The following is a 15,345-nucleotide window of genomic DNA, read 5'->3' as shown; positions in this document are numbered from 1 at the left end:
CCACCTCTTTGGTATAAAATCGTACCTACCCTATATTTAGGTTGTTGCATAATAGGCTATTTGCTCTGTCGTTATTGAAAGTTGAAGTTACCAACATATTGTCCGTTATTTCTTCGATTCTCAACCTCGACATCTCGATATCCCCTATTATCCAAAGCCACCAAAAAAGAGATCTCTCGTAGCTTTCTCAAGAAGTCGAGACAACCCTTTTCTATTGGGTAAATAAAAATTACAGTAAAAAACATTGTAGCTAAGCTAACGAGTTCACCCCTATGGAATATAAATTTTCTGATATAGAAGCCCAAATACAATCTTTCTGGCGCGAAAAAGAGATTTACAAAGTTTCTGAACAAAGCGGACGTCCACCCTTCTACGTTTTAGATATGTTTCCCTACCCCTCTGGGGCGGGACTTCATGTGGGACATCCTTTAGGGTACATCGCCTCCGATATTTTCTCTCGCTACAAAAGGTTGAAAGGTTTTGAAGTGCTCCACCCTATGGGGTATGATGCCTTTGGACTGCCTGCCGAGCAGTATGCTATACAAACAGGACAACACCCTGAGGTTACCACCGATATCAACATAAAGCGTTATCGCGAACAGCTTGAAAAAATTGGCTTTAGCTACGATTGGAGCAGAGAGTTCCGCACCAGCGACCCCAGTTACTATAAATGGACGCAATGGGTATTTGCCCGACTTTTTGAAAGTTTCTACGACATCTCTTTACAAAAGGCACGTCCTATAGAAGCCCTTGTGGCACATTTCGAAGAGCATGGTAGCAAAGGTATATCTGCTTTTTGCGGAGAAGAATGTTCTTTTACAGCACAAGAATGGAAAAGCTACTCCGAGCATGAAAAGAGTGATATTTTAATGCACTATCGCTTGGCTTACTTGGGTGAATCTATTGTAAACTGGTGTCCTGCTTTAGGTACAGTGCTTGCCAATGATGAGGTGAGCGAAGGTTTAAGCCTGCGTGGCGGACACCCAGTAGAGCAACGCAAAATGAAACAATGGTGCTTGCGCATCTCTGCCTATGCCGAGCGTCTATTGAAAAGTTTAGAAACTTTGGAATGGACGGAGTCTCTCAAAGAGACTCAACGCAATTGGATTGGTCGGTCAGAAGGAGCAGAGATTAACTTTTTCCTCCCCTCTATCGAAGAGCATTTGACCGTCTTCACCACTCGTCCTGATACAATTTATGGGGTCTCTTTCATTGTTTTAGCTCCTGAGAGTGAATTATTAGAACGCGTAGTTACGTCTGAACAGCAAGAAGCTGTTGCCGAATATCTTATGGCTACCAAACGCAAAACAGAAAGAGAGCGTATGGCAGAGCGTAAGGTTACAGGAGTATTCACAGGTGCCTATGCAGAGCACCCTATCACGAAAGAGCTCATACCTATCTGGACCAGCGATTATGTTTTGGCAGGGTATGGTACGGGTGCTATTATGGCTGTTCCCGCACATGACACACGAGATTTTTCTTTTGCACGTCACTTTAACCTCCCCATTGTACAAGTAGTAGTACCCGAAGGAGAAGAGGCGAGTAATCCAATTACTTGGCAAGAGGCTAAACCCAGCAAAGCAGGTAAGTTAATCAACTCTCCTCTTATTAACAACCTTTCTGTTAAGGAGCAATTGCCAAAATGAACAATTACATTAAGGAGCAGAGCTTAGGAGACGTCAAAGTAAACTTCCGTCTCCGAGATGCTACTTTTAGCCGTCAACGCTATTGGGGCGAACCCTTCCCCATATACTATAAAGAAGGAATTCCTACCCTACTTTCAGATGAGCAGTTACCTTTACAACTGCCTGCTATAGACTCTTTCTTGCCTACCGAAAGTGGTGAACCTCCTTTAGGAAGAGCCAACAACTGGCACACTAAAGAGGGCTACCCATATGAGTTAAGTACTATGCCAGGCTTTGCGGGTAGTAGTGCTTACTACCTCCGCTATATGGACCCACACAACGAGCATGCTTTAGTGGGTAAAGAGAAAAATGAGTATTGGCGACAGGTAGACCTCTACATCGGAGGAACAGAACATGCTACAGGGCACTTGATATACAGCCGTTTTTGGAACAAATTTCTCTTTGACTTAGGGGTTGTCTGTGAGGACGAACCTTTCCGTAAGCTGGTCAATCAGGGTATGATACAAGGACGTTCGAACTTTGTGTATCGCATCAAAGACACCAACACCTTCGTTACTTTAGGGAAAAAGGAGGCATACGAAACAACAGAAATTCACGTAGATGTAAACATCGTACACAACGATGTTTTGGATTTAGAAGCCTTCCGAAAGTGGCGTCCTGAGTTTGCCACCGCAGAGTTTGTTCTGGAAGAGGATGGTACCTACGTTTGCGGTTGGGCGGTAGAAAAGATGAGCAAATCAATGTTCAACGTGGTAAACCCAGACGACATCGTGCGCAACTATGGAGCAGATACGTTACGTCTATATGAAATGTTCCTTGGTCCCTTGGAGCAAAGCAAGCCATGGGATACCAAGGGAATTGATGGCGTACACCGCTTCCTAAAAAAGTTAATCGGTCTATTCTATCAAGATGAAACTTGGAAAGTTACTGACATTGCTCCTACTAATGAAGAGTTACGCTCTCTGCACAAACTCATCCGCAAAGTAGGTCAAGATATAGAACAATTCTCTTTCAATACTTCTGTGTCGGCTTTTATGATCTGTGTAGGAGAGCTTCAACAGCAAAAAACCACATCAAAGCAAATTTTAGAACCACTTTTGATTGTGCTCTCTCCCTTTGCTCCGCATCTTACCGAATTTTTATATCAAAAAATGCACGAAGCAGAGTGCTCTATCGTTACGGCAGAATGGCCCAAATTCGAAGAGAAATATCTTGTAGAAAACACAGTTAAATACCCCGTTAGCTTTAATGGTAAAGTACGATTTACCCTTACTCTCCCAGCCGACACTTCCAAAGAAGAGGTCGAAAAGATAGCTTTGGAAGCTCCTGATACGGAAAAGTGGTTAGAAGATAAAACTCCTAAGAAGATTATCGTCGTACCAGGGCGTATTGTAAATATCGTTTTTTGAAATATCCTTTAATACTTTAATAACAAGCATTTTATTGTATGTCACACGCAGCAACTATGCAACTTACCCCTCGTAAGAATAAATCTTTGGAATTAGCCAAAGAGCTTCTTACAATGTTTTTAGGCGTTCTTTGTTATACCCTTGGCTGGACCGCTTCATTCTTTCTCAAGAAATTACCTCAGGAGGCTTAGCTGGTATTACTACCATTATTCAGATTGCAACAGACATTCCAGCTACTATCCCTTACAACATTATCAATGTGGGGCTTTTGGTCTTAGCTCTTGTATTCTTGGGGTGGAAATTTACCGTACACACCGCTATCGGAGTAGGAATGATTTTTGTAACCTTCCCCATAGGTCAAGCACTTTTTACCCCTGCTGATTCTGAAGTTTATGCCAAAATATGGCCCTGGCTCAAAGAATTAGTTCCCAACGTAGGCCCTTTATTAAGCGCCGAAGAGCCTTTCTTAGCTCTCGTATTAGGCTCTATGCTCTGCGGTTTAGGTTTGGGTCTCGTCTTCTCTGTCAATGGTTCTACAGGAGGTACCGATGTCATTGTAGCCATCATCAACAAGTATAAAAACATCTCTTTAGGTCGTGCTATGATAATGGTAGATGCTGTGATTGTTGTCAGTGGATGCCTTGTGAGCCACTACGCAAAAGGGATGCCCTGGGGTATGGCTTTAGGTAAGTTGGCTTATTCTTTCGTCGAAATCATCATTGTGGCGCAAACTATGGACTTCTTCCTAAATAGCAACAAGCAGAGTATCCAATTCTTTATCAATAGTCTTAAGTACGAACAAATCAACGATGCTATTATCAATAAGTTGAACAGAGGGTGTACCATCATCGAAGCACAAGGAGGATACAGCAAAAACCCCGCCAAAATACTTATGGTGGTAGCTCGTAAGAGTATGCGTAAACAACTTATGGAAATCGTTCGTGAAATTGACCCCAAAGCCTTTGTTTCCGAAGGTATCGTACACGGAGTGTATGGAGAAGGGTTTGACACTATGAGAAGAGAAAAAAAATAAACTGTTTTCTCTCTTGTTGTGGGTATCATTACCAAAGGGTAATTCACTCAGTATGAGAAAAACATTGTTACAATATGGAGCAGTCGGAGTAGGTATCATAGCCCTCCTACTGCTCTTCTTTTTTAATCCAGAGCAGTATCCCATTTATCCCCGATGCCCATTCCTTTTAGTCACAGGCTATAAATGTCCGGGGTGCGGTTCTCTTCGATTTACCCACTCTTTACTACAGGGAAACTTTACCTTGGCATGGCACTACAATCCAGTACTCTTTGTTTCTCTTCCCTTTCTATTCTTTCTTTTCTATATAGGCCGAATACGAAAAAAACAAAAATGGGCAGAGCAATGCTATCTTTTCATAAACTCAAAAATAAGCATCGCTCTAATGACACTATTTATTATTATTTGGTGGATTGGACGTAATCTATAAGGATCAACATACAAGTCTAAGAGCCTCACTAACGAGCTCCATAGATTGTTTTATGAGAAGTCCCTTTTTTTGACTTATAGAATATTCATTATAACAGACTTTTGAAATCTGTACAATGGCATCATATTGTTTTTTACTAAGCAATACGGGTACTATGAATTCCTGACAAGGCATTAAGTCGATTGCGCAAAGCATTCAAATGAGGTCGCAAGGCTTGTACAGTAACTCCCCATACATCAGAGCTTCGTTAGGTTTTATATTATAAGAGAGTAAGCGTATTCCTATGGAATGATTGAAAAGAGAGATAATACGAGAGACCAACTCCATACTATTGATACCCTCTATATGAATATGGGCTTTAGTAGGATTGCCTCCTAACCCATTCCACTGTGCTGGTAATATTTTTTCGGGATTGTTTTCAATAAGATTGGGCATATTGGGACAAGAGCATCGATGGATGCGTATCCCATTACGAGTTGGGTAGGCTACGATGGAGTCTCCATACTGAGGGTTACAGCATTTGGCCAAGATGTAATCTAAACCTTTAATGTTAGTATCGACAATAACCACAGATCCATCTCCCTTCCCTGTAATGGTATTATCCTTGTTTACATCATCGCCAGTTTTGACCTCTTCATAAGTTAGAGGTGCGTCAAGTCTCTGTTCCTCTTGGCTCTCTAAAGCACTATGTTGCAATTCATACTCTTTTTCATACTCGCTCAAAAAGGTAGCTATATCTATCTTACCTTCACCGAGATCTATAAAAAACTCCTTCGAAGAAGCGTACTTCCATCTGTAGATTAATTGCAAGAAGATACGTTCATTGTAAATCAACTTTCTATTTCGAAAGCGTCTATCTAACATCTCTCTTGCCGTTGCAAGACCTTTTTCTTTTTGTTCCCTTATCTTACGTCTAATGTGAGCTTTAGCAGAAGAGGAAACTACAAACTGCAACCAGTCTTCTCGAGGATATTGATTCTTACTCGTAATGATATTGACCGTGTCTCCATTATGTAACTGGGTTCGTAACGAAACATTGCGACCATTTACAATAGCAGAAACGGCCCTACTACCAACATTCCCATGAATTGAGAACGCAAAGTCAAGTACTGTGGCTTGGGCAGGAAGTTTTTTCAACTCCCCAAGAGGAGTAAAAACAAAGATCCATTCAGTTGCTTTGATACGATATTTTTCATCCGATATACGAGATTCATTAGGAGACTTTTCCAAGAACTTACGTACCGAGGTTAGAGAGCTATCGAACTGCCCCTCACTTTTCAATCCTTTATAACGCCAATGAGCAGCTACACCTCGCTCCGCTATTTCATCCATACGGGCAGTACGAATCTGAACCTCTACGAAACGCTCTTCTGGTCCCTTAACCGTTATTTGTAGTGACTCGTACCCATTATCTTTAGGGTGAGTTATCCAATCTCTCAAACGTTTGATATCAGGTTCAAAAGCATCAGTAACTAAGGAATAAATATACCAACAGGCTTCTAACTCATGCTTCAATGGCACGTTCAGAATAATACGAATAGCCGTCAAATCAAAAATACCATCGAAGTCTACCCCTTTGGTTTTTATTTTATTGTGTATGGAATAAATTGATTTAGTACGAGCTTTTATAGTGTATTTCCATCGAGAAGCTCTTCCAGCATCAAGACGTTTTTTCAGCAGAGATAAAAAGTTATTAAGATACTTTTCCCGGTTCTTTTTGGTCTCTCCCAACTTATTTTTAATCCAGTAAAATACATCTGGATCGGTGTATTTAAGGTATAAATCTTCCAACTCTCCTTTAATAGCATAGAGACCAAGTTTGTGGATAAGAGGGAGAAAATAAGTTCCCACCTCTAAAGCCTGTTCTTTTCTCTTTTCAGGGGGGAGATAGTCTTTTGCCGTACGCATTCGGTAGAGTCTATCGGCAATAATCAAAAGCAGAACCCGTGCATCTTCAGCTACAGACAGGAGAAGTTCTCTAAATAGTTCGCCCTCTAAAAAAGCGCGCCTCATATAAATCTTCTCCGTTTGGAGCATCTTACCAATCAAGTCAGCTGTACTTTTCGAGGTAAAGCATTCTACCTCTTGTAAAGAATAGAACTCTTTAAGAACGGCTCTATAAAAAAGAATGGCAGAAACAGATATAGAACTCAACCCTAACTCTTCGACAGCTATTAGAGCTGTCTCTAAATGACGTAGTAACCCATTATAGCCAAATTCATCCCTACTCCAACACCCTTTAAGCAGTAACTCGGTAAGAAGAGAACGATAGGCTTTATAGTTGTACTCCAAATGCCCACAAAATTTGAGGCGTCGGTACACTTCTAAAAGACGCTTCTTCTCCTCTTCAGAAAAGTAATCTACCGCTGCTTCTGGTTGTTCTTTTAGGAAAAGGTCTGCCATTGTATATTCGCCTCTAACTCTTAAAACTCATCAAGTTCTTCAAGACCTGCTACTACATAAGGGCGTACCAAATCGTGAGGTTTAATTACTTCGTCATTCCACTCAATCAAATCAATGTCTATGACCACAATACCCTCTTCTTCATCTTGTTCTTCTCTACCCATTTCCTCCTCTACCATTTTCAGATATTGGATAAACATCTCTTGAGAATACTCTGTTTTAATAACAGCAACAAGATTAAGAAAGGGTTTAGCACCCTCGGGCAAATCTATAGGATCTGTAATCTCGGGTGTCGAAAATCTCGTATCGGGATAATCTGCCTGTAAGCGTTGAATGGCCGCTTGTATATTTTGCGTACGCTCATAATTGCTCCCAATGCTTATAATCGCTTTATTTGTCATTTATATCTTAAATGAATTTTTATTGTTTTCTTCTGATTGTATACGTACAGACTCTTCATGTACGATAGACATAATATGCTCCACAAACTGCCTTTGAAGGCCTAAGTTTTCTCCCCAAGAAGCCCGTTCTTGTAAGATAGAGGCAAATTGCTCTGCTTGCAAGATAGGGATTTGAGCCGACTGTTTGTAGAGACCAATCTCTCGAGAGATAGCCATCCTACGAGCCAATACTGAAAAAAGATGCTCGTCTACCTCTGAAAGAAGTATACGAAAACGGTTCAAGTACTCATCTTCCGAAACTGATATATTTCGAGGGGTAATATGAGTCATTATATCGCACAACTCAAGGGGAGTTATTTGTTGTCTTGCATCACTCAGAGCTTTCTCTGGCTCTACATGACATTCCACCATTAAGGTATCGAAGCCCAAATCTATCGCCCGCTGACACATAGCTCCAACAGCTGTACGCTGACCAGTAATGTGACTGGGATCACAGATTATAGGAATATCAGGGAAAATACGTTTAAGTTCAAAAACAATGCTCCAATAGGGAACATTTCTATACAAAGACCTCTCTGTTGGATACGAAGAAAAACCTCTAAAGACAGCACTGATATTGGAAATACCTACAGCTTGTAATCGCTCTATAGCTCCTACCCAAAGAGAAAGGTCGGGACTAATAGGATTCTTTACCAATACGGGTATTTGAGAGGCACGCAACACTTCTGCAATGCTCTGTACAGCGTAAGGATTGGAAACTGTACGAGCTCCTAACCACAAAACATCTATCCCTGCCTCTAGGGCCAAACGAGCATGTTCGGGCAAGCACACTTCTGTAGCCACCTTATATCCAAAATCTTTCTGTATACTTTGCAACCAAGGTAAGCCCTTTTTTCCCACTCCTTCAAAGCATCCTGGTTGTGTCCGAGGTTTCCAAAGCCCAGCTCGAAATAGGGAAATAGCCAGGGGCTTTAAGCCCTGAGCCGTAGCATATACCTGCTCATAGCTCTCGGCACTACAAGGACCTGCTATCAACTTTATAGTAGATGAGTTCAAATTATTTTGTTGCCTCATTATTCTTTATAACTCTGTATCTATCTGCAAATATAATCTGCTCTACAAACATTGCATATTTCGTGCCAATATTTGAGCGAGAAAACTCTGCTACATAGCTTTTATTCTGATTTCTGGCACAAGTATACCCATTTTCTTTCCAATAAGCATAATATTTATGGATAAACTCAATGGCATCCCGTTGCTCCTCTACGGCACAACCCGCCTGCGCTTTCTTAAGAATTGCACTTCGGATAGCTCTATCACTCTGTACCATTAAGATAGGTTTTTCCATAGCCATAGCTTCAAATATCTTTGTAGAGACAATTCCTTTTGCCCCTTTGGGTTGTGCTAAAAGTAGCACAATCGAAGCATTAGCTAACACATCGGGTACTTGTCGAAAGGGTATCATTGTGTAAAAACGTTGTACTTGACGCACACTTTCTGGGAGATGCCTCAAAAGACTTCGCAATATCTTTTCCGAATGGGCATCTACATACCAACTTACCTCCAAATTTCCCGACTTTAGAAGAGGAAAAAGTTCTGGCAAATTCAATATCTTGAAGAACGCTAAAGGGTCTCCATGCTCCACTGACAATATCCGCCCTGTAAAGACAATTCTAAAGAGGTTAGTCTTAGGATGTCGAGGGGAGAAAAGCGAGCCATCGAATCCATTGTAAAAGAGCTGTATAGGGTGATTTGTGAAATACCCTCTCAACCTATCGCAATGCCATGTAGAAACGGTAGTTATAGCTGTTGCTTTCGATAGAGCCCGATTTCTCTGAACAATAAATAGTCTCCGCAAAACATCTAACAACCTTCTATACACAAAAGAAGGATTATCCTTAGAAACAGGCAAAAACTTGTAGCGAGGATATTGCTCTACAATATCTCGACAATCCATAATACAGGGCTTTTTATACTTCTGTGCCAGTCGAGCGACCGAAGGAAGCGGAAAAGTACGATAAGAAAATCCCACCAACACATCAAAAGAGGCTATATCAACTCTCTTCTCGACCTCGTATTCAAACTTTCTACTCTTAGAGAAAAAGAATAGCTCCTGCAAAGATTCTAACAAATTGTACTTCTCTCTAAGTGGTATCCTATGTACTGCAAAACAATCAACAACCTCCTGAAAAACAAGACCATGAGAAGCCTGACTCCACTCAGTAATATGCTCGGTGGCCAACTCTACATACCACCCCATTTCATGCCATCGCTTCGCCATAAAATAGACACGAGGGGCAAAATGAGGAGGATATAAATCTGCCAAGATTAAAACTCTTCGAGACATGGAGCAATCGTTTCTAAAGCAACATTGGTGAGAGCGTTCTCTTCGATGCGGAGTATTGTACGCAAAAGCTCTCGATAAAGCCTTGAATGAAATGGGTGTACCTCTTTTGCCAAAAGATTATTATGGAACAATAGATTAAGTTCGCCTCCAAATTTGGCAGTCTGGAGTAGCAAGCCATGAGCATACCGAAGGGAGTCTATCGCATTAAGTCCCATATATTGGGACCTGTCTAAAGAGCAATCCATGACTGTGAGTGGATGAAGGAGCAGGTTAGTAATACTGCCCGTAGAGGGAAGAATAAAGTGTACTGGACGGCAAGTTCCTAATCGAAAACCAGCCATATCTGGATACCCCATAGAAAAGTCCTCCCAAATACCTGCATCTGATAGAAATAAGAAATCCTCAGGTTCTCTACAAGCCAAGTAGTGATAGCGAGACTTGGTTATACTCTTCTTCAAGTCATGCCTTAAACGATTGGTGTGCGCGGCAATGCGCCCAGGGTGTTTAGAACACTCGAGAGGAAGATGAATCTCCTCCTCTACCCCGTATTTCTTTGCATAGCAATGTACTTTGTGAGCAACACCTCTCAAAGGAGAGTAATTGGGTCGGTCTTCAAGCTCACTACCTGGCGTTTTATAAAAGAATATAGAAGAGCATTTATTTGGGATACGTCGCTCTACCTCTCTATTCCACTCCAAGAAACGATCGAAAGTAAAGAAACGGTCTTTCAGAAGAGGTTGGAAAGCCAGTCGATAAGCTTCTTTGAGCGACTTCTGTTCCTTGAGAAAAGCTCGAAAGAAACTTCTAACACCATGATACTCATAAGGGGTATCAATATCATGCGTGAGATGTATGTAGCTAAACTTCTTATCATAAGAGGGTAGCTCTACTCCCTCTCTCTGGAGTAAGGTGCGAAGATGCTCTCCATACTCCTCCACAATAGGACGATGAATAAAACCAGCTTTGGCTGGTAGCGACCACTTGCCTAAAAAGCGACCATAGTCGTCTCTCTCAGAACGTCTATACATCTCCTCATAGCGAGAAATGAGAAAATAAGTCGAAGCAACTATATCAGCATAAACAACAACCGCCCCCGTTTCGCTACAACGTTCTACTCGAGGTAAGCCGTAAAGAAGCGGAGTCCCCTCCCATTCTTGTAAAGGGAGTTGAGGATAAGCCTCTTGCGTACCGTAAAAACCAATCTCAAAAAATCGAGAGGGAACTATAACAATCTTATAATCTCCCCATTCTCTCTTCTTTGATGTATAGCCCACCCATTTGGAAAGAGTACCTTCTAAAGAGGACTCTCGCAATAGAAAAGATAGAATATATCGGACTATTTTTTCGGTATTCATTTCAAGAGTTAGCTTTTGAATAGTAACATCGCAACCTGATTCTTTGAGCAATACTCATCTTACCCTTGGAAATCTCTATCAAGGGCACTTGTTGGGGAGAAAAAGATCGGAAAAGAAACTCTACCCCTTTTAGCATAGAACCCTCGAAATCAAATGTAGTAAATCCCTGTGCATACAATGAGAGCAAAACACGATGCAAAAGATAGGCCGTAGGGGCACTATCTACAACACAGGTATGAGTGGCCGTGGCAATCAAATAGCCTACTCCTCCTGAGTAAACTATAAAAGCAGTAGCTAAAAGCTGTCCTTCTGCCGATGTTACTCCAGCCACAAACCCTTTTTGAAGCAATAGTGCTTGCGACACCCCTCTCTCTAAAGAAGGGATTAAATTAGTAGCAATTTTTCGCTTCTCATAGAGCACCTTTAAGAGTTCAAAAAAGTCCTGCGGAGCAACCTCTTCCGAATAGCTCCACCCTCTCTTAATGGCTATCGCTACTTTCTGTCGAATATGACTGCTTTCTCGACTCAATAACTCTTTCTCTCCACATAGAGATAATTGATACGTATAACGCACAGAGGAGCTATACCCCCTCCAATAAAAGGGCAACCAATCGGAGAAATCAGTAGAAAAAGGAAGTTTGAAAAATCGCTTATCGGAATAAGACTCTAAAAAAGACTCCAAAAGCTGTCTTCTTCTGACCAGTGCCTTGCGATTATTACGATTATCACCACACAAAGAAGAGCAGTAAACAATTCCTCCAGACTGACAGAAAGGAGGTGCTATAATCCAATTTGGCACAGGCTCAAAAAGAGGTATTATAGCTTCTTTCGTAGAGGAAGTTATTACATAAGGACTCCAATTCGCTTGCCCCACCATAGCATCTAACCACCATGGCGTATAGTACAAAGAGGTTGTCTCGATATTCTCCAAGACAAACTCTTCGTAACGTTTCCTATCTAAAATGACCTCTATGTCGGGCATTCAAAACATCCCCAGCAAGCAAAAGTTACCGCTTGCTCTCTAAAATTATCTACTTCTAAAGTCTATATGACCTCATTATTTATGAGATTCTTTTATGGCTTGAAGCACTTTTTCTCTCAATTCTTCTTTCAACTCGGGGTTATCCTTCAAGAGTGTACGTATAGCCTCTTTACCTTGTCCCAATTTAGTGCCCTCGTAACTATACCAAGAGCCACTCTTTTTGAGAATATCAAGTTCAGTAGCAATATTAATAATTTCGCTCTCTAAAGATATCCCTTCTCCGAATATAATTTCGAAGTCTGCAGTTCTGAAAGGTGGAGCTACCTTGTTTTTAACAACTTTAACTCTGGTCTCATACCCATAGATATCTTCTCCATTTTTCAAAGCTCCAGACCCTTTTTTTCGAATATCAATGCGAATGGAAGAGTAAAACTTCAAAGCATTACCCCCTGTAGTCGTCTCTGGATTGCCATAGGTAACCCCTATTTTATCGCGTAACTGATTGATAAAGATACATACAGCATTAGATTTACTCACAGCACCTGTCATCTTGCGCAAAGCCTGAGACATCAAGCGGGCCTGAAGTCCAACATTTTTATCGCCCATATCGCCCTCTATTTCAGCCTTAGGAGTTAAGGCTGCCACAGAGTCTATCACAACAATATCTACGGCAGAGGAACGAATCAACTGCTCGGCAATTTCCAAAGCCTGTTCGCCATTATCTGGTTGAGATATCCACAAACGTTCTACATCCACCCCCAAATTGGCAGCATAAGCAGGGTCAAAAGCATGCTCGGCATCGACAATAGCCGCCAAACCGCCCAACTTCTGCGCCTCGGCAATAGCATGTATAGCCAATGTTGTTTTACCAGAAGACTCTGGACCAAATATCTCTATGATACGCCCCCGTGGATACCCTCCTACTCCTAAAGCCAAATCGACAGAAAGACTACCCGAAGGTATTACACTAATATTCTCCGCCTGACCATTGGCAAGATTCATAATAGCGCCCTTACCAAAGCTCTTTTCTATGCGCTCCATAGTAGCTTTAAGGGCTTCCAATTTATTTTTATCTATTTCTGGTTTTGTTTTTTCCACAGGTTTAACCTCAGAATTGATATTGTCAACACTCATAATTTATAATGCTTTTAGTATTTGTAGGGCATGTTCTTTCGTTTTTATCTCTTTACCTCGGAAGATAAAAACAATCACACCCTTACTATCTATAATAAAGGTAGTACGCTCGGTACCCATATACTCTCTGCCGTACATTGATTTTTTAATCCATACACCCATCTGCTCTTGTAATGTATGTTCTACATCTGCAATCAGCGGAAAGGGAAGTTGGTGCTCATAAATAAATTTCTGATGAGAGCGAGCAGAATCTCTGCTCACGCCCACTACCCTATACCCTCTTTCTGCAAGCAACTCTATATTATCTCTCAGAGAGCAAGCCTCTGCTGTACAGCCAGATGTATTGTCTTTGGGATAAAAATATAGAATCCAAGGGGCACCTAAAAAGTCGCTACTCTTTAGCAAATTTCCCTCTTGATCCAAGCCCAAAATCTCTGGTACTTTATCTCCTACATTCATTGTTTATATTGTTTGGAACAAAGATACAATTTATTCCTCCTATAATTAAGATAAGCCTTAAGTGTATTACTATAAAACACTTTCGCAATCCTCTTTCATTTATAGGTTCTCTTTTCGGAGTATATACCTCTCTACCAAATAGGAGCTTTTACTCCCTTGTGTAAGACTATCTGTGCAACTTCTCTATCGACAGCGTTGTACATCTTTTGATCTATAAAAGCCTGCAACGTATGTGCTCCACCCTCCACCAAGAGAGATTGTATACCCAAGGTATGCAACTCAGACAGAAGTTCTGAAAGATCGCCTCGCTCCGTGTCCCAATAAATCAACTTTATATGCGTAGGTAGTAGAGTTGTATCCGTTTGGGGCGAAACAACCACCCAAGTGGGTACACCTGTATCTTCAAAAAGATGATAACGCCCCTCTTGGAGGAGAGAGAGATGTCTATCCAAAACAATGCGTATAGGAGACTTACCCCTCCACAAACGATTGGTAAGACGGGGATTATCCCAAACGACCGTATTACGCCCTACCAATATAGCATCGTGTATGGCTCTTAGACGATGTACCTCTCTCTGACGGATAGCATTGCTAAAGACAACAGGAGAGTCCTTGGGCGATGTACGCACAGCATCTATATATCCATCCTGACTTTCTGCCCATTTGAGCGTAACATAGGGACGCCCCTGCCGTATCGAAGTAAGGAAAAAGCGATTCATATGCTCTGCCTCTCTCTCCAAAACACCACAAAGCACTTCAATCCCTGCCTCTCGTAATTTCCTTATGCCCCTACCTGCTACCTTGGGGAAAGGGTCTTTCATTGCCACTACTACCCTACGAACCCCTTTCTCCAAAATGAGGTCTACACAGGGAGGTGTTTTGCCAAAATGCGAGCAAGGCTCCAAACTCACGTAGAGGGTACTCTGAGATAGGAGCGGTTCGTCCTCCTGTCGTACCGAAGCAAAACAATTCACCTCGGCATGAGGCGCTCCAGCCTTTGATGCCATCCCTCTCCTATTATGCGCTGATTGTGTACCAAAATAGCTCCTACCATAGGATTAGGAGAGGTATCTCCCTCTGCCCATCGAGCTATATCGAGGCACCTCTGCATATAAAGTTCGTCCTGTGTTAGCATAACGAAATCAAGATTATTTTATCGTAAAAGACAAGCGGTGTAAAGGCGTCAAACCCAACTGTTTTATAGCATTGCGGTGCTGAGATGTAGGATAACCTTTGTTTTGCTCCCAACCATATCCAGGGTAACGGCGTGCTGCTGCCAGCATATAATCATCTCTGTAAGTTTTTGCCAAAATAGAAGCAGCTGCAATGGAGGCCATTTTAGCATCTCCCCCTACGATACAATGATGCGGAATATCTTCGTAAGGATCAAAGCGATTACCATCTATAAGTAATCGTTCAGGTCTCATAGACATAGCCTCTATGGCACGATGCATAGCCAAAAAAGAGGCATGAAGGATGTTAAGCTCATCAATCTCCTGCACCGACACACGACCTATACCCCACGCTAAAGCTTTCTGCTCAATAAAAGGGCGCAAGTGTAGACGCTTACGCTCAGAAATCTTTTTTGAATCGTTGAGTCCCTCCAAATAGAAATCTTCTGGTAAAATCACTGCAGCAGCAAAAACATCTCCAGCAAGAGGACCTCGTCCTGCTTCGTCACAACCGCACTCTAACAACGAGTCTGCCCCAAAACGAAGAGCCAAAGAAGTAGTAACTTCCATAACAAGT

The 15,345-nt window shown here is 41.7% G+C and carries 11 protein-coding genes and 2 pseudogenes; 3 read left to right on the top strand and 10 right to left on the bottom strand.

Annotation, left to right across the window (positions count from 1 at the left end; genetic code table 11):
* The first annotated feature begins 272 nt into the window (after positions 1-272).
* The 3 genes and pseudogenes from leuS to JCM15907_RS12550 all read left to right on the top strand — a co-directional run bounded on the left by leuS (position 273) and on the right by JCM15907_RS12550 (position 4,515).
* Positions 273-3,055, top strand: a pseudogene (leuS, locus tag JCM15907_RS10105) (leucine--tRNA ligase).
* Positions 3,056-3,185: 130 nt separating this feature from the next.
* Positions 3,186-4,088, top strand: coding sequence for a YitT family protein (locus JCM15907_RS10100; RefSeq protein ID WP_242396749.1), 903 nt, complete (start codon positions 3,186-3,188; stop codon positions 4,086-4,088).
* A 52-nt stretch (positions 4,089-4,140) separates the two neighbouring features.
* Complete coding sequence (locus tag JCM15907_RS12550) at positions 4,141-4,515, top strand: DUF2752 domain-containing protein (protein WP_025842445.1); 375 nt, start codon at positions 4,141-4,143, stop codon at positions 4,513-4,515.
* A 195-nt stretch (positions 4,516-4,710) separates the two neighbouring features.
* On the opposite strand, the gene JCM15907_RS10090 is transcribed toward JCM15907_RS12550, so the two are convergent.
* From JCM15907_RS10090 to rnhB, 10 genes and pseudogenes are all read right to left on the bottom strand, one after another.
* Positions 4,711-6,918, bottom strand: coding sequence for a RelA/SpoT family protein (locus JCM15907_RS10090; RefSeq protein WP_081773765.1), 2,208 nt, complete (start codon positions 6,916-6,918; stop codon positions 4,711-4,713).
* 20 nt (positions 6,919-6,938) lie between these two features.
* On the bottom strand, positions 6,939-7,319 hold the full coding sequence (locus JCM15907_RS01545) for a 2-amino-4-hydroxy-6-hydroxymethyldihydropteridine diphosphokinase (RefSeq protein WP_025842444.1): 381 nt from the start codon (positions 7,317-7,319) through the stop codon (positions 6,939-6,941).
* Positions 7,320-8,375 (bottom strand): chorismate mutase, encoded by a 1,056-nt coding sequence (locus tag JCM15907_RS01540; protein WP_242396747.1) that lies wholly within the window; start codon positions 8,373-8,375, stop codon positions 7,320-7,322.
* 1 nt (position 8,376) lies between these two features.
* On the bottom strand, positions 8,377-9,666 hold the full coding sequence (locus JCM15907_RS01535; protein WP_025842442.1) for a glycosyltransferase family protein: 1,290 nt from the start codon (positions 9,664-9,666) through the stop codon (positions 8,377-8,379).
* Positions 9,648-11,021, bottom strand: a complete 1,374-nt coding sequence (vimE, locus tag JCM15907_RS01530) for a UDP-2,3-diacetamido-2,3-dideoxy-alpha-D-glucuronate deacetylase VimE (RefSeq protein WP_025842441.1) — start codon at positions 11,019-11,021, stop codon at positions 9,648-9,650. Before vimE ends, JCM15907_RS01535 begins: the two co-directional genes overlap by 19 nt.
* Position 11,022: 1 nt before the next feature.
* Positions 11,023-12,003, bottom strand: coding sequence for a GNAT family protein (locus JCM15907_RS01525; RefSeq protein ID WP_025842440.1), 981 nt, complete (start codon positions 12,001-12,003; stop codon positions 11,023-11,025).
* Positions 12,004-12,078: 75 nt separating this feature from the next.
* On the bottom strand, positions 12,079-13,137 hold the full coding sequence (recA, locus tag JCM15907_RS01520; RefSeq protein WP_025842439.1) for a recombinase RecA: 1,059 nt from the start codon (positions 13,135-13,137) through the stop codon (positions 12,079-12,081).
* Between the two features lie 3 nt (positions 13,138-13,140).
* Entirely contained in the window at positions 13,141-13,596 is a 456-nt protein-coding gene (locus JCM15907_RS01515; RefSeq protein WP_025842438.1) for a peroxiredoxin, read from the bottom strand.
* 131 nt (positions 13,597-13,727) lie between these two features.
* A pseudogene (gene ribD / locus JCM15907_RS10085) lies at positions 13,728-14,707 on the bottom strand (bifunctional diaminohydroxyphosphoribosylaminopyrimidine deaminase/5-amino-6-(5-phosphoribosylamino)uracil reductase RibD).
* 37 nt (positions 14,708-14,744) lie between these two features.
* Positions 14,745-15,338, bottom strand: coding sequence for a ribonuclease HII (gene rnhB, locus JCM15907_RS01505; protein WP_051522319.1), 594 nt, complete (start codon positions 15,336-15,338; stop codon positions 14,745-14,747).
* Between the last annotated feature and the right edge of the window lie 7 nt (positions 15,339-15,345).

The sequence above is a fragment of the Porphyromonas gingivicanis JCM 15907 genome, from assembly GCF_000614585.1.
Classification (GTDB): Bacteria; Bacteroidota; Bacteroidia; order Bacteroidales; family Porphyromonadaceae; genus Porphyromonas; species Porphyromonas gingivicanis.
Note: the sequence above shows the minus strand (reverse complement) of the source record. Positions and strands in the feature narration are given on the sequence as shown.